General features: G+C 67.2%; 15 protein-coding genes. 8 read left to right on the forward strand and 7 right to left on the reverse strand.

What is annotated here, in order from left to right:
- Positions 1–20: 20 nt before the first annotated feature.
- On the forward strand, positions 21–1,469 hold the full coding sequence (locus tag EAH76_RS02180; RefSeq protein ID WP_161988946.1) for a S41 family peptidase: 1,449 nt from the start codon (positions 21–23) through the stop codon (positions 1,467–1,469).
- Positions 1,470–1,515: 46 nt separating this feature from the next.
- On the opposite strand, the gene EAH76_RS02185 is transcribed toward EAH76_RS02180, so the two are convergent.
- Complete coding sequence (locus EAH76_RS02185; RefSeq protein WP_140847435.1) at positions 1,516–3,777, reverse strand: glycoside hydrolase family 3 N-terminal domain-containing protein; 2,262 nt, start codon at positions 3,775–3,777, stop codon at positions 1,516–1,518.
- A gap of 318 nt (positions 3,778–4,095) precedes the next feature.
- On the opposite strand from EAH76_RS02185, the gene EAH76_RS02190 reads away from it, so the two are divergent.
- Positions 4,096–7,149: a TonB-dependent receptor gene (locus tag EAH76_RS02190; protein WP_140847439.1), complete on the forward strand. Its 3,054-nt coding sequence runs from the start codon at positions 4,096–4,098 to the stop codon at positions 7,147–7,149.
- A gap of 37 nt (positions 7,150–7,186) precedes the next feature.
- Here EAH76_RS02190 and EAH76_RS02195 read toward each other — a convergent pair whose 3' ends face one another.
- Positions 7,187–8,632, reverse strand: coding sequence for a glucoamylase family protein (locus tag EAH76_RS02195; protein ID WP_140847442.1), 1,446 nt, complete (start codon positions 8,630–8,632; stop codon positions 7,187–7,189).
- 205 nt (positions 8,633–8,837) lie between these two features.
- The gene (locus tag EAH76_RS02200) at positions 8,838–11,087 is read right to left on the reverse strand and encodes a glycoside hydrolase family 3 N-terminal domain-containing protein (protein ID WP_140848330.1); all 2,250 of its coding nucleotides are present in this window, start codon (positions 11,085–11,087) and stop codon (positions 8,838–8,840) included.
- A gap of 156 nt (positions 11,088–11,243) precedes the next feature.
- On the opposite strand from EAH76_RS02200, the gene EAH76_RS02205 reads away from it, so the two are divergent.
- The 5 genes from EAH76_RS02205 (at position 11,244) to EAH76_RS02225 (ending at position 18,750) form a co-directional block, all read left to right on the forward strand.
- Positions 11,244–12,236 (forward strand): LacI family DNA-binding transcriptional regulator, encoded by a 993-nt coding sequence (locus tag EAH76_RS02205; protein ID WP_140847446.1) that lies wholly within the window; start codon positions 11,244–11,246, stop codon positions 12,234–12,236.
- Positions 12,237–12,371: 135 nt separating this feature from the next.
- Positions 12,372–13,586 (forward strand): TetR family transcriptional regulator, encoded by a 1,215-nt coding sequence (locus tag EAH76_RS02210; RefSeq protein ID WP_140847449.1) that lies wholly within the window; start codon positions 12,372–12,374, stop codon positions 13,584–13,586.
- A 45-nt stretch (positions 13,587–13,631) separates the two neighbouring features.
- Positions 13,632–14,978 carry an MFS transporter gene (locus EAH76_RS02215; protein WP_140847452.1) on the forward strand — a complete coding sequence of 449 codons (1,347 nt, stop codon included), beginning with the start codon at positions 13,632–13,634 and terminating at the stop codon, positions 14,976–14,978.
- Positions 14,979–15,053: 75 nt separating this feature from the next.
- Positions 15,054–17,480, forward strand: coding sequence for a TonB-dependent receptor (locus tag EAH76_RS02220; RefSeq protein WP_241659503.1), 2,427 nt, complete (start codon positions 15,054–15,056; stop codon positions 17,478–17,480).
- A gap of 61 nt (positions 17,481–17,541) precedes the next feature.
- A complete protein-coding gene (locus tag EAH76_RS02225; RefSeq protein WP_140847455.1) occupies positions 17,542–18,750 on the forward strand; it encodes a Ca2+-dependent phosphoinositide-specific phospholipase C in 1,209 nt (402 codons plus the stop codon).
- A gap of 59 nt (positions 18,751–18,809) precedes the next feature.
- Here the strand turns inward: EAH76_RS02225 and EAH76_RS02230 are convergent, their stop codons facing one another.
- From EAH76_RS02230 to EAH76_RS02240, 3 genes are all read right to left on the reverse strand, one after another.
- The gene (locus EAH76_RS02230; RefSeq protein WP_140847458.1) at positions 18,810–19,718 is read right to left on the reverse strand and encodes an ROK family protein; all 909 of its coding nucleotides are present in this window, start codon (positions 19,716–19,718) and stop codon (positions 18,810–18,812) included.
- Positions 19,715–20,827 carry a glycoside hydrolase family 68 protein gene (locus tag EAH76_RS02235; protein WP_140847461.1) on the reverse strand — a complete coding sequence of 371 codons (1,113 nt, stop codon included), beginning with the start codon at positions 20,825–20,827 and terminating at the stop codon, positions 19,715–19,717. The genes EAH76_RS02230 and EAH76_RS02235 overlap by 4 nt, the downstream gene beginning before the upstream one ends.
- 67 nt (positions 20,828–20,894) lie before the next feature.
- Positions 20,895–23,366, reverse strand: a complete 2,472-nt coding sequence (locus EAH76_RS02240) for a TonB-dependent receptor domain-containing protein (RefSeq protein ID WP_140847464.1) — start codon at positions 23,364–23,366, stop codon at positions 20,895–20,897.
- 152 nt (positions 23,367–23,518) lie between these two features.
- On the opposite strand from EAH76_RS02240, the gene EAH76_RS02245 reads away from it, so the two are divergent.
- Positions 23,519–24,844: an MFS transporter gene (locus EAH76_RS02245; protein ID WP_140847467.1), complete on the forward strand. Its 1,326-nt coding sequence runs from the start codon at positions 23,519–23,521 to the stop codon at positions 24,842–24,844.
- Here the strand turns inward: EAH76_RS02245 and EAH76_RS02250 are convergent, their stop codons facing one another.
- Positions 24,845–25,852 carry a LacI family DNA-binding transcriptional regulator gene (locus EAH76_RS02250; RefSeq protein ID WP_140847470.1) on the reverse strand — a complete coding sequence of 336 codons (1,008 nt, stop codon included), beginning with the start codon at positions 25,850–25,852 and terminating at the stop codon, positions 24,845–24,847.
- Positions 25,853–25,992 lie beyond the last annotated feature (140 nt).

Consider the following 25,992-nt stretch of genomic DNA (forward strand, 5'->3'; position numbering starts at 1 on the left):
TTCTCCGGGGCGCCGGCGCCTTGGGGGTCGCTGCCCTCGCGCGTCCGATCGCCGCCGCACCGAGTCCGCGTGACTTTCGGGCCGATGCCGCGCTTCTGGCGCATGCCTATCGATCACTTCATCCCGGGCTTCTGCGCTACGCCGGGCCTGCCGCGTGGAAGGTGCGCTTCGCCGCCCTAGACCGCGCGCTCGAACGCGCGCAAACCCTCGACCAGGTCTATCTGGCGTTTGCCCGGATCACCGCTGCCGTTCGGTGCGGGCACAGTTACCCCAATTTCTACAACCAGTCCGATACGATCCGCACCGCGCTGTTCGAGCGGCGCGACAAACTCCCCTTCCTGTTTCGCTGGATCGGCGAGCGGATGATCGTGACGCGGGACCTGTCGGGGACGGCGCTCGCGCCGGGCACGGAAATCCACACGATCGAGGGCACCGACGCCCGGCTGCTGCTCCGCGGCCTCATGCCGCTGGCCCGCGCCGACGGGCATAACGACGCCAAACGCCGACAGATCCTGGCGCTCAATGCGGTCGACCGGTTCCAGGCGTTCGACATCTATCTGCCGATGCAGCGGCCCGAGCTGGTCGCGCGGGGGAGCGTTCGCCTGCTCGCCACCCAGCCGAACGGGCTCTCGCGGCATCTCGAGCTGCCGCTGATGACGCTTGCCGAGCGCCGTGCCGCCGTCCCGCCGATCGACGACAAGCCCAAGGACGCGATTCTCTGGTCGCTCGAGCGCAAGCCGGGCGGTATCGCATGCCTCACCATGCCATCCTGGAGCGTCTATAACGGCAGCTGGGACTGGCGCGCGTGGCTCGAGACGCAGCTCGACACCATCGCATCGGACGGAACGCGCGCGTTGATCATCGATCTGCGCGGCAATGAAGGCGGGCTAGACTGCGGCAATCCGATCCTCGCGCGGCTGGTCGATCGCGCGATCGTGCCGGTCCGCACTGCCCGGCGCGTGCGCGCACGGCGCGTTCCGGACGATCTCCGGCCGCATGTCGATACCTGGGACAGAAGCTTTTACGATTGGGGCGATCGCGCCAGCGGCCCCCGTCCCGACGGATATTACGACCTGACCGAACGCGACGGCGATGCCAATGGCGCGATGACGATCCGGCCCGAGGGCAAGCGCTTTCGCGGCAAGGTGGTGGTGGTGATCGACGCCAGCAACAGCTCGGCGACGTTCGGCTTCGTCCAGTGTCTCAAGACGAGCGGCCTTGCGACGCTGGTCGGCGCGCCGACCGGTGGCAATCGACGCGGCATCAATGGCGGCGCGTTTCTGTTCGTGCGTCTGCCGGCGTCGGGGATCGAGATCGATCTTCCGCTGATCGGCTATTTCCCCCCGAGCGCGCAACCGGACGCGGGCATCGTGCCCGATCTGCACGTGGAGGATTCCCCGGACGACATCGCGTCGGGATTTGACCGGGCGATGGCCGTCGCCAGCCGTGCCGCCCTGTCCGAACCATGATGTCTGGTGACCTGCCACGAGCCTGCGCAAGCCGAGCTGTGGCGAGTCATGCGAGCATGACCGTGGCTGGCACGCCCGCGATCGAGGAGGGCGCGACCCAGACATCGAACGCCCCTGGCTCGGCGAAGCTGCGGTGGTCGCGATGGACAAAGGCCAGATCCGCCCGTGTTAGCCTGAAGGCGACGCGCGCACTTTGCCCGGGGTCGAGGTCGAGATGGCGAATGCCCTTCAGCGCGCGGACCGGCTGGGTAAGGCTAGCGACCTTGTCGTGCATATACAGTTGCGCCACCTCGTGCAGGCGCCGTTTGCCGGTGTTGGTGACCGTCGCCGAAACGAGGATCGCGCCGTCGCCGGCAAGGGTCGCCGCGCTAACCGCGGTGCTGGAATAGCGGACGGTCGCGTAGCCCAATCCGTGCCCGAACGGGTAGAGCGCGTCGTTCGTCACTTCGCGGTAGCGCGCTTTCCATGTCGGATCCGCGCCGAGTTGCGGGCGGCCGGTGGTGCGATGGTCGTAGAAGAACGGCTCCTGCCCCGATGCCTGCGGGAAGCTAACCGGCAGGCGGCCCTGCGGCGCGACGGCGCCGAACACGATATCGGCCATCGCATGGCCCGTTTCGGAGCCGAGGAACCAGGTCGCCAGGATCGCCGGCGCCGCGCGGACCGCGCCGCTCAAGGCGAGCGCCCGCCCGTGGCGCAGGAGCACGACGATGGGCTTGCCGGTCGCGGCGACCGCTTCTGCCAGCACGCGTTGCGGCTCGGGGATCGTCACCTCGACCCGCGCCTGCGCCTCGCCCGACATCCGCGCGCTCTCGCCGATCACCAGCACAACCACGTCCGACGCCTTCGCGGCCGCGACCGCCGCCTCGATCCCGCCCGCGAGCGGCGCTTCATAATCTGCGCCACGCGCCACTCGGAGCGCTGCCCCCGGCGCCAGCGCGGCGCGGAAACCTTCCTCCGGCGTGACGCAGGAAGCAAAATCGGGAAAACTCGCCCAGGGCCCAGGCATGTCGCCCTTGTCGGACACGCAGGGGCCGATCAGTGCAACGTTGGTCGATGTTGCCAGCGGTAGCAGATCCCCCTCGTTCTTGAGCAGCACGATCGACTTGCCCGCTGCCTCGCGCGCCAGCGCGATCGCCTGCGGCAGGCGTACGTCGCGCTGCTCGCGCGCGAGATCGAGCGAGCGATACGGATTGTCGAACAGCCCGAGCGCCTGCTTGACGCGGAGCACCCGCCGCACCGCGGTATCGACCGTCGCCAGCGCTACCTTTCCCGATCGCACCAGCGCGGGCAGATGCATGTTGTACAGCCCGCTCTGCATCGAGATGTCGCAGCCCGCGTTGATCGCCTTGGCCGCCGCATCGGCGCCATCGGCGGCAAAACCGTGGAGGATCATCTCTTCGTCCGATGTGTAATCGGACACCACCAGCCCCTTATACCCCCATTCGCCGCGCAATATGTCGGTGAGCAGATAGCGGTTGCCGGTCGAGGGCACCCCGGCGACGTCGTTGAAGCTCGCCATCGTCGACAGCGCGCCGGCGTCGAACGCGGCCTTGAACGGCGGCAGATGCGTCTCGCGCAATGTCGTCTCGGGGATGTCGGCGGTGTTATAGTCCATGCCGCCCAGCACCGCGCCATAGCCGGCGAAATGCTTCGGGCAGGCCAGCACACAATCCTCCGCGGTCAGATCCTCGCCCTGGAATCCACGTACGCGCGCCGCGGCGAATTGCGCGCCGAGCCAGCTGTCCTCGCCCGCGCCCTCGACGACGCGGCCCCAGCGCTGATCGCGCGCGACATCGACCATCGGCGCGAAGATCCAGTGGATCCCCTTGGCGCTCGCCTCGACCGCCGCCGCGCGCGCGGTGCGCCGGGCGAGCTCGGGATCGAAACTCGCCGCTTCGCCGAGCGGCACGGGGAACGTCGTCTTCATCCCGTGGATCACGTCGCCCGCGAAGATCAGCGGAATCTTGTGCGGCCCCTGCTCGACCGCAACGCGCTGCAGCTCGCGCCCCGCGGCGACGCCGATGCCGTTGTACAGGCCGGTCATCCGCCCCGCGGCGATCTCGCGCTTCACCGTATCCATGCTCTGCGCGACGAGCCCTGGATTGACCGGCGGCCCGTCGATCCGTGCGGGATCGCTGAAGATGCTGAGCTGTCCGGCCTTTTCCTCGAGACTCATCGCGGCGATCAGGCGCTCGATCCGCGCATCGCGCATACGACCGACGCGCGCGACCGCGGGCGAAAGCATGATCGAGATCGCCGATACGGACGCGCCCTTGAGCAGCGTGCGGCGCGAAACAAGGCTCGTCACTGGTCATCCTCTCCTGTGCCGTCGCGAATCGCCGAGGCGGCTCGGGCGCGACGCATTTTCCGCTTGGCGAATGCACATGAAACCGGTTACTGGGCAAGTCTTGGAACCGGTTACCCGGCCCGTCAGAGGCCGGTTCGGGGTTCCGTCCAGCACCGCGCTGGGGCAGGAAAACACGGGTGTACCGCACGGGCGTCGGCCCGCAGGGTCCCGCGACATTCCGTCCCGCGCTGCTGCGGACGGCCCCCGCGCACGTGGCCGATCCGCCGACGAACGAGAACATAACGAGGCTGGCATCCGCCTCGAATTAGGGGAGACGACATGAACACGCTGATCAAGGCGAGCCTGAAGGTGGCGCTTACGACTACCACCCTCGCCACCGGGACGCTGCTGCTCAGCGCGCCCGCGATGGCGCAGACGACATCGACCGTGCGCGGGCATATCGATGGGGCGACCGCGGGCGCGACCGTCACGCTCACCGATCTCAGCACCGGCCATGTCGAAACGGTCAAGGCCGACGCCAAGGGCGACTATATTCTGGTCGGCCTGCCGCCGAGCACCTATCGCGTGGCCTCGGGCAGCCGCTCGGCCGAAGTCGTCGTGCCGCTCGGCCAGGCGGTCACCGCCGATCTCGCCGCACCTGCCGCTGCCGGCGGCGGCAACGATATCGTCGTCACCGGATCGCGCGCGCGCGACGTGCGCACCGCGACGGTCGGCGCCAACATCTCGCGCTTCCAGCTCGAGAATCTGCCCAATGGCGACCGCAACTTCCTCAACTTCGCGGCACTCGCGCCCGGCGTCACCGTCTCGCCCCCGACGCTCGGCGGCAAGGCGCGCCAGGTCCAGGCGGGCGGCATCAATTCGGACAATACCAACACCTTCATCGACGGCATCAGCATCAAGAATCTGGTGAACCACGGCGGGACGGTCGGGCAGAACATATCGTCGGGTAATCCGTTCCCGGCGTCGGCGGTCGATCAGTTCGACGTCCAGACGCAGAACTTCAAGGCCGAGTTCGAGCAGGCCGGCTCCGCCGTCATATCGTCGGTCACCAAGACCGGCGGCAACACCTTCCACGGCGAGATCTTCGGCGAATGGCAGCCCAAGGCGTTCATCAGCGAGAATTACGATGACCGCCCCGGCAACCTCAACAACGCCACCAAGCCGTATCGCGCGAAGCCGAACTTCGACACGAAATTCTACGGCGGCAACCTCAGCGGCCCGATCATCAAGGACAAGCTGACGTTCTTCGTCGACTTCGAGGGCACCAGCAAGACCTTCGGCGCCAACGACATCAACGTCTACAACGCCAATCTCACCGGCCTGGCGCCGGCCGCGCAGACCTACGCGCAGAGCGCGCGGTCGCAATATAATGGCAGCTATCCCGCGACCTTCGACGAGAAGCTCTATTTCGGAAAGCTGACCTTCTACGCGACCGCGCGCGACACGATCAACGTGAGCGCGTTCATCCGCAACGAGTCGAACCTCCAGATCAACGGCGGCGCGACGACGCTCGACGCCTCGACCAACAACCGCAACACCGAGCATCGTTATCAGCTGACCTGGAACCATCGCGGCGAGGGCTGGCTCAACGAGTTCATCTTCGCGCGCGATGCCGCCGCCAACGGGTCGATCCCCAATGTCACGGGTCCGTCGAGCGTCGTCACCTTCAACGGGACCGGCGCGACGCCCTTGATCAGCGACAACCGCCTGCTCATCCTCGGCGGGACCAATTTCTCGCAGGACGACCATCAGTATCAGACGCTGTTCAAGGACAATGTCACCTTCTTCGGCGGCGCGCACACGGTGAAGGCCGGCATCAAGGTCAATTTCACCAAGCTGCAGCGGCTCGAGAACAATAACGGCGGCGGCACCTATTTCTACGACGCCAACACCTTCTTCGGCCTCGGCAACGCGGCCACCGCCGCGCCTTATGCCGCGACGATCAACACCGCCGTCGTAAAGCCGGTCACCGCGAACAACACCGAGATCGGCGGCTTCATCCAGGACGATTGGCGGCCGAACGACCATTGGTTGATCAGCGGCGGCCTGCGCTGGGATTACGAATCCAACGCGGTCAACAACAACTATGTGACGCCGGCTGCGATTGCTTCCGCGCTGCGCGCCTATCCGGGCTGGAAGGCGGCGGGCATCAATGCCGACGATTACATCTCGACGGGCAACAACCGGAAGCCCTTCCTCGGCGCGTTCCAGCCGCGCTTCGGCATCTCCTACGACGTCAATGGCGACCGCGATCTCGTCTTGGTGCTCGGCGGCGGGCGCTATTACAATCGCTCGCTATTCATCGATGCCGCGATCGAGACGATCAAGAACCAGTATGAATCGGTCGCGACGATCCGGACTCCGCCGACCTGTACGCTCGGCACCACCGGCTGCGTCGCGACGATCCCGACCAACGTCGACCAGTTGCGCACGCTTGCCGCGATGCAGGGCGGCGAGGTCCATCTGCTCAACAACCGGACGCGGATGCCCTTCTCGGATCAGGTCAATTTCGCGGTCAAGAAGCGTCTCGGCGTGGTCAACACCTCGATCACTTTCGCCTATATCAAGTCGCACAACATCTATCAGGAGGTGGTCGGCAACCGCAATCCGGACGGGTCGTACAGCCCGGGCGGCAATCCGGTCTATTATTATAACGGCGTGCCCTATGCAGCCGGGATTTTCTACCCTTCCGCCGCGATCAACACCGCGCCGCTGCCCGGCTATGGCAACGTCTTCATCGGCAATAGCGACGGCAAGGCGCATTATGCCGCGGTCTATCTCCAGGCCGACAAGCCTTATACCGAGGCTTCGGGTTGGGGCTTCAGCACGACGCTGACGATCTCGAGTTCGCGCTCGAACGATACGCGCAACGGCGCCTCGATCGGCGATCCGTTCAACTTCGACGCGCCGACGATCGGCGCGCAGGGGTATGGCGATTCGAGCGGGCTCGAGCGCTGGCGCTTCGTCGCGACCGGCACCATCAAGCTCCCGCTCAACATCCGCGCGACGGGCTTTGCGACGATCTCGTCGGGTCCGGCGTACGGCGGCGCCCTGTGCGGCATTCCCACCACCGCGCCCGGCGGCGGCGGCTGCTACACGACAAATTTCGGCATCTATCAGCCGGGTGGGATCGGCTACAAGAACATCGACTTCAACGTCGCCAAGACGTTCAAGATGCCCTACGCGCACGGCCACGAGCTGACGGTCTATTTCCAGGCGCTCAACGCGTTCGACTTCGTCAATCGCAACTATTCGACGTTCGGCGGCGGCTTGCAGACGATCGGCGGTGCCAGTGCGACGCGCGATCCCGACACCGGCTCGGTCGCGAGCCAGGGTCGCAACTTCAAGATCGGCGCGAAGTACAAATTCTAGCGGCGCGTGCCCCGGGGCGAACCCCGGGGCACGCCTGCTATGCCGCGAGCCAGCCGCCGGTAAAGCCCGCGCGCTCCAGCCCCAGCCGGATCGGCGCCGAGCGGCGCATCAGCCGCCAGATCATCCCGTCGCGCGTATTGGCGATCGCGCCGAGGATCGGCCCCTGGTCGATGCCGAGATAATTCTCCGACACCCAGCCGCGCACCGGATCGACGCTCCCCCGCTGGAGCGGCTTTTCGGGCTTGCGAAAGCTCGGATTGAACGCGTCGTAGAAACCGTAGCGGCCGTAGAGCCGGTCCCCCTGCTGCTTATGCAGCGCGAGCGTCGCGGGCACGACGATCTCGGGCGCGAAGGCGAGCGAGCCGATCGCCGCGGTCGGCGCGATCGTGCCGTCGTCGAAGCCGTCGGGCTCGTCGACCGGCCCGCGTGCCGAATAGGCGCGATAGTTGGTGATGTGCCCGTTGACGTCATATTGCACGTCGGCCGGACCAGCCGACGCGGTCAGCCCCCAGATGTCGCGCGAATAGCCTGCCCAGCCCATCGGGTTGCGGATCGCATAGCTGCGCTGCGCCCAGGTCGCGCGGCGGCTATTCTCGAAATAGTCCATCCCCGCCTCGCGCATCGCCGCATCGCGGATGCCGCGAAAGTCGATCCACATCTGGCTGTATTGGTGGCCGAACATCGGCGCGAAGGCGAGCCGCCGCGTCGCGCCGCTGCCGCGCCAGCACTTGGCATAAGGCGCGCACCACGCCGCCCAGGCGTCGGGGCCGACCGCATGCGTCGGCGATCCGAGCGCGAGCAGATTGACCATCATGCCCTCGTTATAGCCATCCCAGTTGCGCGCGATGAAGCCGACGCCGGGGTGCCAGCCCATCGACAGCACCGCCTGCCCGCGCCGGAACCAGTCCCAATCGGCGCGCGCATAGATCGCGCGCGCGAGGCGACCGATCTCACGCTCGTCGGGATGGTCCTGGTCGTAATATTCGGCGGCGAACAGCATGCCGAGGAACAGCATCGTGCTGTCGACCGACGACAGCTCGACATCGCCGAAGCGCAGCCCGCTGTCCATGTGGAGGAAATGGTAGAAGAAACCGCGAAAGCCCGCGACGCCCGACGTTCCGTCACCCTGCGGCGCCTGATCGAAGAAGCGCAGCGTTGCCAGCGTGCGCTCGCGCGCCGCGGCGCGGGTGATCCAGCCGCGCTCGACGCCGATCGGATAAGCGGTCAGCGCGAAGCCGACCGCGGCGATGCTGCAGAATTCGGGATTGGGCCAGGCATCGGGCACCAGCCCGTTCGCCGGATTGCCGGTCTCCCAGAACCAGCGGAAGGTGCGCTGCTCGAGATCGTCGAACAGGGCGGGCAGCTTGGGTGCGCGCACCGCGTGGCGGCGGCGTTCGCGCGCGTCCGCTGGCGCCGTGACCGCGCTTGCCAGCCCTCCCACCGCCAGGAACGTGGAGGCGGTGAAGGTACGGCGATCGATCACAATTGCTCTCCAGCCCGTGTCGGTTGGCGCATCGGGCACCGCGGATGTAACCGGTTACAGAAGTCGGTCAAGCGAAATGCCGAGCGATCGGCCACGCCGTGCCATCGCGCCCGTTGCCTGCTCTCGGCGCTGGCGATGGCCGCGAATCCGCTGCGCCGCGACACGCATCGTCGGATCATGGCGACGCTCGCGCAGCGCGCCGCAGCTACGCCAACGTAAAGCGACCCTCCACGCCGCCCGCCTCGGCCGACGGCGCGATCCACACGCGGAACGCGCCGGGCTCGACCGTCGGCTTCATGTCGGTGCCGATGAACGTCAGATCGGCGCGGCGCAGCGTGAAGCTGACCTTCTGCGACGCGCCGGGCGCGAGCGAAACCCGGCGATAGGCCTTGAGCTGGCGCACCGGGCGCGTGATGCTCGCGGCCACGTCATGGACATAGAGTTGCACGACCTCGTCCGCCGCGACCTTGCCGCTATTGCTCACCGTCGCCGAGACGGTCAGCGTGCCGTCCGCCGACAGCGTGCCGCCGTCGGAAACGTCCAACCCGGCATAGGCGATCTGCCCATAGGTCAGGCCATGTCCGAAGGCGAACAGGGCCGTATTGGGTATGCCGCGATAATGCGCCTTGAACGGCTCGAGCGGACCATCGGGATTGGGCCGGCCGGTCGCCTTGTGCGCGTAATAATAGGGGGCCTGCCCCGTTGCCCTCGAGAAGCTGACCGGCAGCCGTCCCGACGGACTGAAGCGCCCGAACAGAATGTCGGCGATCGCCGGTCCGCCTTCCGAGCCGAGGAACCACGTCACCAGGATCGCGGGGGCCGCGAGCACCGCCCCGTCGAGCGCCAGCGCGCGGCCATTCTTGAGCAGCACCACGATCGGCTTGCCCGTTGCGGCGACGGCCTCGGCGAGCGCGCGCTGCGCCGCGGGCACGACGATCTCGGTGCGCGCCTGCGCCTCGCCAGACATGTCCTGGCTCTCGCCGATCGCGAGCACGACGACATCCGCCGCCTGCGCCGCCGCGACCGCCGCGGCGATTCCGCCGTCGAGCGGCGCATCGACGCCCGACCCCGGCGTCACGCTGATCGCGGCGCGCGGCCCGGCCTGCGCCCGTACGCCCGTCGCGAGGTCGATCGCGTCGGCATCCGACCCGTAGACGTTCCACGGCCCGATCAGATCGTGCTGTCCGGCCGCGAACGGGCCGATCAGCGCGATCCTGCGGTTCTGCGCCAGCGGCAGCAGCGCGCCGTCGTTCTTGAGCAGGACGATCGAACGCCGCGCCGCGTCGCGCGCCACCGCGCGGTTGGCGGGCGTGCCGATCCGCGCCGCCTCGCGCTTCGCATCGATCCGGCGGAACGGATCGGCGAACAGACCGAGCGCCACCTTCACGCGCAACACGCGCCGCACCGCTTGGTCGAGCCGCGCCATCGGCACCGCGCCCGAGCGTACCAGATCAGGGAGATATTTGATGTACAGCGCGCTCTGCATGCTCATGTCGACACCCGCCAGGAAGGCGAGCCGTGCCGCATCGCGCTCGTCGGCGGCGAAGCCATGCGCGATCAATTCCATATCGCCGGTATAATCGGACACCGTCAGCCCGCCGAAACCCCATTCGTCGCGCAGCACCTCGGTCATCAGCCAATGGTTGGCGGTCGCAGGGATCCCCGCCACTTCGTTGAACGCCGCCATCACCGATCCGGCGCCGACATCGAGCGCTGCTTCGAACGGCGGGAAATAGACGTCGCGCAACGTCCGCTCGGATATATCGACGGAATTGTAGTCGAGCCCCCCCTCGCCCGCGCCGTACGCCGCGAAATGCTTGGCGCACGCCATCACCGCATCGTTCGCGGTCAACGCGCTGCCCTGGAACCCCCGCACCCGCGCCCGCGCGAAATCGCAGCCGAGCAGCACGTCCTCGCCCGCGCCCTCGACGCCGCGTCCCCAGCGCGCGTCGCGCGCGATGTCGACCATCGGCGCGAAGGTCCAGTCGATCCCCGCCGCCGCCGCCTCGACCGCCGCGACACGCGCGGTCCGCTCGGCGAGCGTCGGATCGAAGCTCGCCGCTTCGCCCAAGGGCACCGGGAACACCGTGCGGAAGCCGTGGATCACGTCGGCGGCGAAGATCAGCGGGATCTTCAGCCGGCTGCGCATCGCGGCCTGCTGCATCGCGAGCGCCATCTTCGCGCCATTGCCGTTGAACACGCCGGTCAGCCGGCCGGCCCCGGCATCGGCGAGCTGACTCTCATAGCCACCGGTCGGGGCGATCGGGTTGAGCTTGCTCGCGGCACCGCCGGCCCAGGCCGCGGCCATCAGCGTCAGCTGCCCGGCTTTTTCCTCGAGCGTCATCTGCCCGACCAGCGCCTCGACCGCCAGCGGCAGCGCGCCCGTGCCGACCGACGCCAGCAGCGCGCGCGCCGGACTGGAGCGCCATACCAGCACCGCCGCACCGCCGAGCATCAGGCTGCGTCGCGAGACCTGTATCGTGTTCACTCAATCCTCCCCGGTTTTGCAGAGCCTATCGCAAATGTAACCGGTTACAGCAAGAGCCTTGCCGCGGTGCCGCTTTCGTGGTGCAAGAAAGCTTGAGAACAACAGCCGGAAAACCTTCGCTTTATGGCGCATGCCACAATCCGTGATGTCGCCCGGGCGGCGAACGTTTCGATCGCGACGGTCTCGCGCGCGTTGAACGGCCACGGCAATGTGCGCGCCAATCTGCGCGAGCATGTCCAGTCGGTCGCGGCGGCGCTCGGCTATGTGCCGCACACCGGCGCGCGCAGCCTCAGCCTGGCGCGCACCAACGCGATCGGCGTGATGTTGCCCGACCTCCACGGCGAATTCTATTCGGAGGCGCTGCGTGGCATCGACGCCGAGGCGTCCGCGCGCGGGTTGCAGCTGCTGCTGTCGAACATGCACGGCGATCAGCGCGGGACCGAGACCTTGCGCTTCATGCGAGGGCGCGTCGACGCGCTGATCATCATGGCGCCCGATATCGACCCCGAGCGCCTGCTCGCGCATCTCCCCGCGAGCCTGCCGACCGTCCTGATCAGCTGCCCCGACGTCTCGGCGGACCATCCGCAGTTCCGCATCGACAATGTCGCCGCCGCCGATGCGATGGTCGAGCATCTGGTCGCGTCCGGGCGGCGGCGCATCGTCCACCTCTCGGGCCCGCGCGGCAACCGCGACGCCGAGGAGCGGATCGCCGGCTATAGCGCAGCGATGACCCGCCACGGCCTCAGCCCGCGCGTCCTGACGGGCGATTTCGAAGAGGAATCGGGGACTGCTGCGGCACAGGCGCTGCTCGGCGACACCGAGCGGGCCGATGCGCTGTTCGCGGCGAACGACATGATGGCGATCGGCGCGCTGGTCGTCTTTCAGCGCGCCGGGCTCAGCGTGCCCGAGGACATCGCCGTCGCGGGGTTCGACGATATCCCGCTCGCCCGCTTCGTCACGCCCGCGCTCACCACGATGCGCGTCGGGATTGCCGAGATCGGCGCCGAGGCGGTGTCGCGCGCCGCGGCGATTCTCGCCGGAGAGAGCGACACCGAGATCCGCTGGGTCGCGCCTCAGATCAAAGCCCGCGCGAGCACGATCGGCGGCGCGGCCTAGGTGCCGACGGGCAGTGATACAGCTTCGCTCCCGCGCGCTGGAGACCCCATCGCCGTGCAGAAATGACGGGGCCGCGCGGCGAAAAGCGCGGCAATCGGTCGTGACGTAGCGCGCGTCGTGCGCTACCGGATCGGCGTGACCGCACAGGACCCCGTCGCCGAAGAGGATGTCGAGAGCGACCGGATCGTCGATGCAGCGCTCGACATCATCGCTCGAGGCGGGCTCGCCCGACTGACGCTGCGCCCGCTTGCGGCGCAGCTCGGCGTCAGCGTGGCGGTGATCTCGGCGCGGATGGGCAGCAAGGACCAGCTGATCGACCGCGCGATCGACGTTGCCGCCCAGCGCGACCAGCGGTTCGGCGAACGCTGGTGCGATCTCGCCGCGCGGATCGCGCCGACCGACAGCGCCACCCGCGCCGCGCTTGCCGATCTCGCCTTTCGCGACTGGATGACCGCCGGCCGGCGCAATGTCGTCTTCCTGATCGAACTGGTGCACGATCGGGCGCTGCAGGACGCAGCCTCGGCGGCGCTCGACCGGTGGCTCGCACAGGCGGGAATGGTCTGGTCGCGCTTGCTGTTCGGCACGCCGGCGCTCGCCGATCTGGCGCTCGGCTACATGCTGGACGAAGCGAGCTTCGCGCTCGGCGCGGGCGATGATCCCGCCTACACGCTGCTGCGCACGCTGTGCCTGCAGCGTCTTACCCACGGCTTTGCGCGCGGTGGCGCGGATGGTGCGGCGATCGAGCGGCTGATCGCCGCGCTCGCCCCCGAGCCGCTGCCGATCGCGCGCGACGACGACCCCAAACGCCAGCGGATCGCCGACAGCGCCGCGCGGATCATCGTCTCGCAAGGGATGGAGGCGACGACGCACCGCTCGGTCGCGCTCGCCGCCGATGTGCCGGCCTCGACCGTCGTCTATCATTTCGGCGGACGCGCCGCCTTGGTCGTGGCGGGGCTGCACGCCGTGATCGCGCGCTTCCACGGCACGCGTGCGCGTGCGCGGGCCGAAGGCCGGTTGCCCGCCGACGACGCCGAGACGCGCGATCTCGTCAAGGCGACCTCGATGATCGCGCTGGCCAGCGTGCGCGAGACGAGCCTGCAGCCCTATGCGACCGACATGCGGCGGCGACGCGGCGAGAATATCCGCGCCACCGATCTCGCGGCGCTCGGCTTCGGCCCGGCGGCGGCGGCGGGCTTCGATCGCGCCACCGCGCAGGTCATCTCGATCGCGCTGTTCGGGATGCGGATGGTGGCGATGGCGCGCAAACGGCCCGAGCGCGCGCAGTACCGCGCCGCCTTTGCCGCGTTCGACGCCTGGGATGTCGCGAGGACCGATCCAGGACTGTCATAGAAGCGGCACATATCCGGTCTAAGCGGCCACGTGGCCCGCAGCAGCATGATCGATCGGAATCATCCCTCGGCGCCGCAGCTGCTGGCGCTGTCGCTGCCGACCTGGGTGTTCGCAGGGTATGATCTCGCGCGGCGCAGCTTCCTCGCCGCCTACCTCTCCTACGATCTCGGCCTGCCGATCGGCGTGGTCGGGTGGCTGGTGATGCTCGCCGGCCTCGCCTCGATTCCCGCCGAGCTCGTCGCGGGCGCGCTCTGCGATCGCGGATCGCGGCAACTGGGCGCCCGAGTGCTGTGGATGGCGTGCGGCACGGCGCTGCTGGTCGCCGGCGGCGTCGCCCTGTTGCTGCTCGGCCACTCGAGCAGCGTGCTGCTGATCGCGGTCGCGCTGGTCGCGCTCGTCGTCGGCTGGGCGGTGTGCAACGTGACGCATGGCGCCTGGGCGCTCGAGGCCACGACCAACGTCCCCGCGCGGGCGCGGATCTTCGGCCTGCGGTCGCTCGCGGGAATCCTCGGCGGGGTCGCGTTTTCGCTGCTCGCCGTGGTGCAGGCCGGCCGCGCGCTGTCGCCCTTCGCCGCGATTGTGCTGGCGGTGTCGATCGGTGCGCCGCTCGCGCATGCGCTGCTGATCGCGCTGGTGCCCGACCGGGCCGCAGCGCCGGCGCGGTGGCGGCGTGGAATGCTGCTCGAGCCGGTGCGGCTGCTCTTCGCCAATCGCGGCAACCGCCGGCTCGCCGCGCTGTTCGCACTGAACGGCGCGCACACCGCGATCACCGGCACCGGCTATCTCTATCTCGTCCGCAACGCGCTGGCGCTGCCCGGCTGGGGCGCGACCGGGATTCTCGTCCAGGCGATCTGCGCGGCGATCGGCATCGGCGCGGCGGTCGCGTTCGGCGCGCGCTGGCCGGCCGAGCGGACCTTGCGGGTGATTTGCGGGATCAATCTGCTGCTCGCGATCGCGCTGATCGCGGTTCGGCCGGGCCAGCCCGCGCTGCTGATGGCGTGGACGGCGGCGTTCGGCCTCGTCTCGGCGATCGACTTCATGGCGCTGCGCGTGATGCTCGGGACACGGCTCGATCTGGCGGCGCGCGCGGGCGCCACACCTGCACCCGCCGCGGCCTATTATGCCGGCTTCCACCTGCCCTTCAATCTGTGCGGCGCGATCGCCGCTGGCCTGTTGCTGCTGGGATATCGGCTCGCGGGGTTCGATCCGGCGTTGGCGCACGGTGCTGAACAATCGTTTTATGCGGTGCAGCTTGTGCCAGCTATTTGCGCTGCAACCCTGATGGCCGCCTCGCTTGTCCTACTGATAGACACACCCGAAACTGCCAAAAACACCTTCACCCGCAATCGCAAGGCTTTTCCAGTAAAAGTGCACTTAACTGAACAGATGTAATTTAGCTGTCACCAAACGCTCCTAGAGGACCGCCAAGCCTGTTGGCGAATCCATCGTTTTTGGGGGAATTTTACGGTGACTCTTTCGAACTTCGCGCGCCTGATGGCCGGCTCGGCGCTGCTGCTTTCCGGCCTGGTCGCCGAACAGGCGTGGGCGCAGGACACGGCAGCGAACAGCGCCCCGCCGCCTGCGGTCGACACCGCCCCGGGCGCCGCCCCCGAAGACGGCCTGACCGACATCGTCGTCACCGCGCAGCGGCGCCGCGAGAAGGCGCAGTCGGTGCCGATCTCGATCACCTCGGTCAGCGGCGCGCAGTTCGAGAAGACCGGCTATATCGGCCTGACCGACCTGCAATATGTCGTCCCCGGCGTGCAATATAACCCGACCCAGGGCGCCGCATTCCAGATCCGCGGCGTCGGCAGCAGCTCGTTCGATCTGTCCAACGCCAAGTCGGTCAACGTCGTGGTCGATGACGTGGTGATGGACAATCAGCGCGACAACGGCCTGATCGGCTTGACCGACGTCGCCAGCATCGACGTGCTGATGGGCCCGCAGGGCACGCTGTTCGGCAAGAACTCGACCTCGGGCGTGATCTCGCTGACCACCAACAAGCCCGTCCTCGGCAAGCTTTCGGGCAATTTTTACGGCAGCTATGGCGAGCGCAACGATCATATCGTCAACGGCACGGTCAACGTTCCGATCGGCGAGAACGCCGCTCTGCGCGTGTCGGCCTTCCAGCAGGGGCAGGACGGCGCGGGCCGCTACGTCACGCTCAACCGCAACCTCAACCGCGTTGACGAGGTCGGCGTGCGCGCGAAACTGCTCTACGCGCCGACCGATCGGCTCGAGCTCGTGCTCGCCGGCGAATATACCCGCCATTACGACACGTCGGTGCGCACGCCCGTCGGCGGCCCCGCCGGCTCGTCATTCGCCCCCTCGGCAGCGATCACCGCGCAGATGGCGGCGCTCGGCGTCGTCGCCAACGAGAAGAACACCGACTCGCTCGACAGCCAGCTCGGTTCGATCACGATGGTCAACAAGGGCGGCTCGCTCCACGTCAACTACCAGCTCGGCGAGCATACGCTGACCTCGATCACGGCGTATCGCGAGACCAGCTACGTCAACGTCACGCCGGCCGACCTGCTGCCGAACAACGTCAGCGCCTATCTCCCGTTCAACGTCGGCAAGCTCTATTCGAACAAGTTCAGCGAAGAGGTGCACATCGCCTCGCCGACCGGGCGTTTCTTCGAATATCTCGTCGGCGGTTTCTACAACAAGCTCAACGCCACCCAGTCGCAGGTGCAATGGGGGCCGCTCGGCGGGCCGGTGTATAATGCGGCGGGCGTGGGGATCCCTGTCCTCTCGGCCAACACCGGGGCCAACGATCCGGTGACGGGCAAGCTGCTCGGCAACACCGTGCGCTTCACCTCGTACAACGAGACCGCGGCAGTATTCGGCCAGACCAAATTCACCTTCACCCCGCAGCTCAGCCTGACGCTCGGCGGGCGCTACAATTATGACTGGAACGGCCAGACGATCGGCTATTTCGACACCGATCCGGTCGCGCTGACGGGCTACCGCCCGAGCTTCACCGCCGCCGCCACCAGCATCGCGCCGACCGCCGATTTCCGCACCGGCCGCAAGAACGCCGGCCACTTCACCTATCGTATCGCGCCGCAGTTCACGATCAGCCCCGACGTGATGCTCTATGCGACATATTCGACCGGCTACAAGCCGGGCGGGATCGCCTATGTCGGCAACAAATACGATCCGTACAACGCCGAGACGGTGAAAAGCTGGGAGGTCGGCGTGAAGTCGGAATTCCTCGATCGCCGCGTGCGACTGAACTTCGACCTCTATTCGTCGAGCTATCACGACTTCCAGGCGACGATCCTGACCCCGGTCAGCACCGGCGTAGGCGGCTTCATCCTCGCTTCCGCCATCGGCAACGCGCCGGGCCTGCGCTCGCGCGGGTTCGAAGGCGCGCTGACGATCAAGCCGACCCGCGCGTTCACGATCGGCGGCGTGGTGACCTACAACGACTCGAAATTCACCGATTATGTCGCGAGCCCGACCGCGAACTACACCGGCACGCGCCTGACCAATGCGCCGCGCTGGTCGTTCACGATCAACGGCGATTACGGCACCGAAATCTCCTCGGCGCTCAAGATCAACGCGCATGTCGACTACGCCTATCGCAGCGCGACGCAGACCGTCACCGGCGCGATGCTCGGCGACTGGCTCGCCCCGGCGGTCAGCAATGCCGATGGCACCAAGACCCCCAATGCGAGCTACTCGTTCATCCCCGCCTACGGGCTGGTCAACACGCGCGTGAGCGTCGCCAAGATCAACGATACGGTCGAGGTCGGCGTCTATGCGCGCAACCTGTTCAACACCTATTTCTCGACCGGCTACCAGATCTACGGGAACCTCGGCCTGCTGCATTACAGCACGCCAGCCGCGTATCGCACCATCGGCGGCTATGCGAAGTTCAAGTTCTGACGATCGGTCCGGCGGTGGCGCCCCGCCCCGCCGGACTTTCCTCGACCCTAGGATTCCCCCCATGAAGACATTTGCAATCGGCCTGCTCTCGGTCGGTGCGGCGACGGCGCTCGTCGCGGCCGCAGCGCAACCGCAAGCCCCCGAACCCCGGCTCAACCAGATCCAGGTGGTCGGCACGCACAACAGTTATTCACAGGGTATCGACCCGCAGTTGCTCGCGATGGCGGACACGATCGTCGGCCCGCGGCTCGCCGCACGGATGGAGACGCTGACCGGCCCAGCGAAGGCGGCGGCGCTCGAATATCACCCCAACCTCGGCAGCCTCAGCCAAGGGCTGACCTACCGCTTCCCATCGCTTCCGGCCCAGCTCGACGCGGGGATGCGCAGCCTCGAGATCGACATCAACAACGATCCGCAAGGCGGCCGCTACGCGCATCCGGCCGGCTATGCCGCGCTCAAGGCGAAGGGCGTGCCCGATGCGGACGTGCTGCCGCACGACATGACCGACATGGACAAGCCCGGCCTCAAGGTCTTCCACATCGCCGATTTCGACGTGCGCTCGAGCTGCAACCTGTTCCGCACCTGCCTCGGCCAGCTGCGCCACTGGTCCGATGCGCATCCGAACCACGAACCGATCTTCATCCTGGTCGAGGCCAAGAGCGATGCACTGCCGATCTTCCCCGGATCGACCACGCCGCTGCCGTTCGATCGTGCGGCGTTCGCCGAGATGGACCAGTCGATCTTCGACGTGATCGGGCGCGATCATCTCGTCACGCCAGATGAGGTCCGCGGCAGCTATCCCACGCTAGAGGCGGGCGTGAAGGCGCAACATTGGCCGACGCTCAGCGCGTCGCGCGGGAAATTCGTGTTCCTGCTGCTCACCGCGTTCGATCCGGTCGCGCTCGCGGCCTATCATGAGGGGCATCCCAATCTCGAGGGCCGCGCCGCCTTCCTGCGCGCGTCGCCGGGCGAGAGCTATGCCGCGTTCCTGCTGATGGACAATGCGACGATGCGCGCCAAGGAAATCCCGGCGCTGGTCAAGCAGGGCTATCTGGTCCGCGCGCGCGCCGACATCGAAACCTATGAAGCGCGCGTCAACGACCTGTCGCGCGCGAACCAGGCGTTCCGCAGCGGCGCGCAGATCGTCTCGACCGATTTCTACAAGCCCGGCAACGGCTATGGCACGCCCTATGTCGTGCGCTTGCCCGGGGGCGGTGCTGCACGCTGCAATCCGGTCAATGCCCCGGCAGACTGCCGCCTGCAGAAATAGTCCCCACCGCTCACACGTCTGCCGGCAACCGCCTGTTCACCAGGTCGTGGTTGCCGGCGTCACGGCAGCGTCTCTTGCTCCAGGATCGCCAGCGCGACCGAACCGTAGACGCCGGCATCGGCCCCGAGCGATGGCGCGACGATCAGGTCGCTGAGCGCTGCACGACTGTGCGCAGGGAGATACCCGTTCAAGGTCCGCGCGACCGCGAGATGCAGCCGCGGCAGGAGCCACGCCTGCCCATATCCGACACCGCCGCCGATCACGATCCGCTGCGGCGACAGCGTCAGGATCAGCGAACTCAGCATGTCGGCGATTTCGTCGATCACGGCGTCCCAAATCGGGTGGTCCTGCGCCAGATCCTGGGCCGGCCTGCCCGCGCGCGCCGCGATCGCCGGGCCCGATGCGAGGCCTTCGAGGCAATCGCCATGGATCGGACAGACTCCCGAGAAGCTGTCCCCCAGCTGCCGTCGGACCGGCACGTGACCGATCTCGGGATGATGGATACCGCGATGCGGATGCCCGGCGATGACGATGCCCGCGCCGATCCCGGTGCCGATCGTGATATAGGCATGGACCGCGCAGCCGACCGAAGCGCCCCATCGACCTTCGGCCAGCGCTGCGGCGGCGACATCGGTGTCGAACCCCACCGGTCCCGCAAAACCGCGCGACAGCGTTGCGACCACATCGGCGCCCGACCAGCCGGGCTTGGGCGTGTCGAGGATCGTGCCGTAGGTTTCGCTACCGCGCGCCAGCCCGATCGGCCCGAAACTCGCGATGCCGAGCGCCGCCACCGCATATCTGCGGGTCTGCTCTGTGAGCCAGTCCGCGATGGCCGCCAGCGTCACCGTCGGATCGTCGCCGGTCGGCCAGTGCGCGCGCTCGAGGATCTGCCGATCGCGGGCGATGACGGCGATGCACTTGGTCCCGCCAAGTTCCACGCCAGCAAAAAGCGGTTCCGGCCCGCTCACGCCAGCGTCGCGCGATCGGCGTCGAGCACGATGCGAAACGGCGTTGCCGGCGTGCCGCCAAACACCTGCCGCGCTTCGACCGGATCGACCGGATCGCCCGTCAGCCCCGGCCGATCGACGAAGCTGATCACGCTGAGGTCGCCGAGCACCAGCCAGCTATACGCCTGAATCGGCGCGCCGGGCGGGTTCGCGCAGACAAGGCCAGTCCCGTTGAGCGGCGCCCACGGCCCGGCAAGATCCTCGGCAACCATCCCGTACAGCCCGGTCGGGCCCGACGGACCGTCGGCGGCGAACACCTTTCGCTGCGTCGACCAGAAGCAATAATAGCGCCGAGCGTGATGGACGAGATGCGGCCGTTCGAGCTCGTTATTGACGCCGTCCGCGGTGATCAGCGGCGGCTCGAGCGTCCACTGCCCGTCCCCGCCCCGCGCCAGCCCGACCGCGCCGTTCCATGGGGAGGAGGACTGCGCGAGCGAGCCGGCGAAGACGAGATATTCGGCGCCGTCGGCCGGATCGCAAAACCATGCCGGATCGCGAAACGCCTTGATCGTGCCGATCGCGCCGCCACCGGTCATGTCGCGTGCATAGATCTGGCCATCGGCCGCGACCGATTCGACCGGTGCAGACCAATCCGCCAGGTGCGGCACGCCATCCACGATCGTCAGCGTCGCGCTGGTTTCGAACAGGCGCTGGTCGAAACTCGGCTCGGCCTCGCCGCGATGCCCGGCTGCGGTGAAATAGAGCGTCACGCGGTCATGCGCCGCCGTCACGATCGCCGACCCCGACCATTCGCGACTCCCCGGCGCGAAGCCGTCGGGCAGCAGATCGCCGAGATCGCGCCAACCGTGCGGCGTTTCGTGCATCAGCCGGATGCGCGCGAGCCCGTGGCGCGATTCGGGATCGGGCAAGACGGGTGCGGACAGCAGCATCTGCAGCGCACCGCCGGCAATCTCGGCGGTCCGCCCATCGCGCTCCTGCACCGGCCAGTAATCCCACAGATCATAGCCCGGCAGGACCGGCGCCAAGCTCCCCGCGGTAATCAGCGGGACTTCGGGATTCGGGCGAAGCGCGATCGCCGCCACAGCATCGCGAGACCAGATCGTTGTCATAAAGCGCTACCCATTCGGTCAGTCAGAAAACGCCCCGGGCGCACAGCGCGCGCCCGGGGCGATCGGTTCAGAAGTCGAGCTTGACCGCAGCGGCGATCGTACGGCCGTTGATCGAACGCGCCCGGACGATCCCGTTTGCGGGGATCGACGCTTCCTCCGCCTCGGTGAAGCCCTTGGTGTTGAACACGTTGTTCGCGTTGATCGAGACCTGCACCCGCGCGATCGGACGCACGCTGAGGAACGCGTTGACCTGAGTGAAGCCGGGCAGCTTCAGCTGGTTGGTGTCCTGCGCGTAGCTCGACGTCGTCCCGATCGCGCTCGCACCGAGCGTGAACAACCCGGTCGTGTATTGCGGGGTGATCTTGTAGACGAACTCGGCCTGGCGCCGCGGACGGTTGCCGATGACCGCGGGCGTGACGTTATCGCTGATGATCTTCGCCTTGGTGAAGGTCCCGTTCGCCGCGAGGCTGAACCCGCCGACGCGATAATTGCCCTCGAGCTCGAGGCCATATGCGCGGTACGTACGGTCGAAGAACTTCTGGCTGGTCGCTTCGAAATTCTGCTCGGCGGTCTTTGCCCAGAATGCCGTGCCGTACAGGTTCAACCCGCCATGGCTGTACTTCACCCCGGCCTCGGCCTGCCGCACGAAATCGACCGGCCGCGCGCCCGGCTGGAGCAGACCCGATGTCGGGCTGACATTGTTCGCGTTGAACAGGAAGCGATCGGCATTGGCGCGGCCGCCGCGGCTGTAGCGCGCGAAGATCGAGAGATCGCTCGCCAACCGGTAGTTCGCGCCGAACGAATAGGACGCATAATGGAAATTGTAATTGACCGGCTGTGGGCGGTTGACCGGGGTCACCGTGGTCTGCGTCTCGGGATAGGAAATCGTCCCGTTGCCGTCGACGTCGAAGCTCGTCACCGGACCATCGCCGACGACGAAGCCGCGCGCACTGCCGGTGTCGTAGCGAACGCTCGCATCCACGTTGAACCCGCCACCGGTATAGCCGATCGAGGCGAACGGCGCGTTGGTGTCGTAATCGACATTGTAGCTGCGGCGGCAGCAATTGCCGAAATACGACGCACCGTATGCGACCAGACCGGTGTCGGTGCGCGACACGCCATTGGCCGTCCGGACGTTAAGCAAAGCGGCGTTATCGCCCTTCGCGTCGAGCAGGTACGACGACCAGGTCCAGTCGATATTGATCGTCTGGCGCGACTTGTAGAAGCCGGCCGAAAAATCGATCGTCCCGTCGCCCGCATTGAAGCGGCGATTGACGCGCAGATCGTTCGTGATGTTGTTGAGGCTGTTGAGCTTGGCGTTGAACAGCACCACGCCGATCGCGTTCGACGTCGTCGGGTTGGCATAGAGCTGGCCGGCATTGGGGCCATTGGCATAGCTCACGATCGCGCCTGGGCCACCGATCGCGTTGGCGAGGTTCTGCGCGGTGTCGACGGTTGCCGGGAAGGGCGAGATGAAGCGGCCCGAAATGTCCGAATAGCGGAACTTGTCGCTGACCTTCCAACCGTCGGCGACTTCGAACTCGGTTTCGAACCCGATCGCCTTGACCACCGGATGCATGCCGTCGCGAATGTCGTCGACCTCGCGATTGTTGGCACCGTCGAGCGTCACCGCGCGGGTGAAATAGATGCTGTGGATCGTGTCGTTATTGGCGCTGAGGCCCGGCAGCGAGCTATATTTCGGGTCGCTGTTGGTGCCGCTCACGCGGACCGGGCTCGGCAGATAGGCGATCGCGCGGTCGTCGAGATATTTGACGTTGAGGCGGAAGAAGCCGCGGTCGAAGGTCTTGGTGATGTTGCCGCGGATCTGCCCGCCCTTGTTGCCGTCATAGCCGGCGCGGCGCGGGCCTTCGCCGACGCGGTAGAAGCCGCCGACGTTGAAGCGCAGCGTATCGCTGAGCTTGCCACCATAATCGGCATCGAGGCGATATTCGCCGTAGTCGAGCCCGACCGTGCCCTGGATCGAGCCGCCTTCCTGCTCGCCGGTCTTGGAAATGAGGTTGATCACGCCGCCGGGCGAGTTCGACGCGAAGGTCGAGGCCGATCCGCCGCGGACCGCCTCGACGCGCGCGACGTTGAAGTCGGCGCGCAGGAAGATGTCGGTATTGGCAAAGGCGATGTCGCCATATTCGAGGATCGGCAGGCCGTCTTCCTGCAGCTGCAGGAACTTGGCGCCGCCCGATGCGACCGGCAGGCCGCGCACGGCGATGTTGGCATTGCCCTCGCCGCCCGACGATTCCGAACGGATGCCGGGCAGGCTGCGGAACAATTCTGCGGCAGAGCGCGGTGCGGCGTTGGCGATCGCGTCGGCGTTCAGCGAGCTGACCGAAACCGAGCTGTTGAGGCGGTTCTGCCCGCGCGCCACCGCGGTGACGATGATGTCGTCCTTGTTCGACGCTTCGGCGTCGGACTGAACGGGGGCCGGAGCATCAGCCGCTGGCGGTGCCGCCTGCTGCGCGAACGCCGGTGTGCCGATCATCATTGCGGTGGTGGCGAGAAAAAGGGTGCGCCCTTTCAACATATCACTCTCCTGAAACGGTATGGCCGTTTATTCGGCTCGCACCGGCCCTAATCTTTTCACGCAAACGTTTGCAAGCGGAAATTGCAATCGTTTGCGCAAACAGCTAGAGCGCGTTGCAGGGCGGCAACAGTCCGCCCAAGGGGAGAGAGAATGTGACCAGCGGATCGGTCGGCAAGGTGCATCTGTCGTTCGCGCGGATCCTGCAGATGAACCTCGGGTTCCTCGGGCTGCAATTCAGTTTCGGGCTGCAACAAAGCAATATGGGCCCGATTTACAGCTATCTCGGCGCAGAAGAGGGCAGCATGCCGCTGCTGTGGCTGGCGGGCCCGATGACCGGGCTGATCATCCAGCCGCTGATCGGATCGATGAGCGACCGCACGCGCACCCGGCTCGGGCGCCGCACCCCCTATTTCCTGATCGGCGCGATCCTGTGCAGCCTGTCGCTGTTCGCGATGCCGTACAGCCGCACGCTGTGGATGGCGGCGAGCCTGTTATGGGTGCTCGACGCGGCCAACAACGTGACGATGGAGCCGTACCGCGCCTATGTCAGCGACCGGCTCGCCGAGCCGCAGCGCCCGCTCGGCTTCCTGACGCAGAGCGCGTTCACCGGGCTCGCGCAGACGCTGTCGTATCTCGCCCCCTCGTTGCTGGTGTGGTGGGGCATCAACAAGGATGCGCTCGACAGCAACGGCATTCCCGAAATCACGCGGATCAGCTTCCTGATCGGTGCGGTGCTGTCGATCACGACAATCTTGTGGTCGGTGTGGCGCGTTCCCGAATTGCCGCTGACGCCAGAAGAAGACGCCGCGATCAGCGCCGATCCGTTGTCGGTCCGCTCGACGATCACCGGGCTGGTCGAGGCGATCCGCGACATGCCGCCGACGATGCGGCAGCTTGCGGTGGCGATGCTGTTCCAGTGGTTCGGGATGTTCTGCTACTGGCAATATGTCGTGCTCGCGCTCGCGCGCGGGGTGTTCCACACCAGCGACCCGGCGAGCGTCGGCTTCCGCGATGCGGGGCTGCTCAACGGGCAGCTAGGCGCGTTCTACAATTTCGTCGCCTGCGTCTCGGCCTTTGCGATGGTGCCGTTCGCGCGGCGCTTCGGCGCCAAGCCGATCCATGCGGTCGCGATGGTGGCGTCGGGGGCGGCCATGCTGACGATCGCATCGACCGGGTCGATCCCGCTGCTGATCGTCGCAATGGTCGGCATCGGCATCGGCTGGGGCAGCCTGATGGGCAACCCCTATCTGATGCTCGCCAACGCGATCCCGCCCGAGCGGACCGGCGTCTATATGGGCATCTTCAACATGTTCATCGTCATCCCGATGATGGTCGAGATCCTGTTCGTGTGGCTCGCCTACCGCCCGCTGCTCGGCGGCGATCCGCGGCACGTGCTCATGCTGGGCGGCGCGATGATGCTGGCGGCGGCGGTGGCGACGTGGCGGATCCGCACGCCGGCCCGCTCCGCGATCGCCTGATCAGGCCGAGCCGCGCAGGATCAGTTCGGGCGCCATCGTCACCGACTGAACGTCGGCGCCCTCGATCCGGCGGAACAGCAGGTCGACGAGCACCCCCGCCCCGCGCCCGACATCCTGCCGTACCGTGGTGAGCGGCGGCGTCGTGTGCATCGCGATCACGACGTCGTCATAGCCGACCACGCTGACGTCCTGCGGCACGCGCTTGCCGTGCGCCGCCAGCGCCCGCAGCGCGCTCATCGCGATGACGTCCGACGCCGCGACGATACCATCGGGCGACGAATGCCCCGAAAGATACGCTTCGATCGCCGCGTACGACGCCTCGCTCGTCAAATGCATCGGCAGCAGCGTCGCCTGCCCGCTCCCCGACGCGGCGAGCGCCTGCTGGAAACCGACATAGCGCGCGGCGAATTCGGGCACTTCGATATTGCCGAAGAATGCCAGCCGTCGCCGCCCTTGCGCGAGCAGATGTTCGGCGGCGAGCCGCCCGCCCGCGACATTGTCAGTCCCGACGGTGATCTGCGTCTTGTCGGGCATGTCCGCGCCCCACACGACGATCGGGCGATAGCGCGCGGCGACCCGCTCGATCGCGTCGATCTGGTTCGACTGGCCGACCACGACGACGCCGTCGACCCGCCCGGCATCGACGATCGCATCGAGCCAGCGATCGTTCGCCGGGATGACCCGCGACAGCAGCAAATCATGCCCGCGATCGGCGATCGCGTCTGCAAGCGGTCCGAGCAGGCTCATGAAGAACGGGTCGGACAGATGCTGCTCGGCTTCGTGCCCGAGCGGCAACACCACGCCGATCGCGCCGGTCCGCCCGAGCCGCAGATTGCGTGCGGCCTGGTTGACCTTGAACCCATGCTCGCTCGCCAGGGCGACGATCCGGTCGCGCGTGGCCTTGGCGATCACCGGATTTCCGGCCAGCGAGCGCGACACCGTGGCCACGGATACGCCTGCCAGTTCGGCGAGTTCGGCCAGGGTCGAAACGGTCGGTGTCACGGACATCCCCGACCTTTGCCGCGTCCCGCGCGAAACGCCAACCATTGTGTCTCGAAAGTTGCAACGCTCTATCGAGGCGGGACTGACGGGCCGGCGCCTGTCGGCCTTTGCCAGATCGGTTCGGCCGCAAAGCCGACCGACGTCCC

Origin of the sequence: Sphingomonas glacialis (assembly GCF_006439055.1) — a bacterium.
Taxonomy (GTDB): domain Bacteria; phylum Pseudomonadota; class Alphaproteobacteria; order Sphingomonadales; family Sphingomonadaceae; genus Sphingomonas; species Sphingomonas glacialis_A.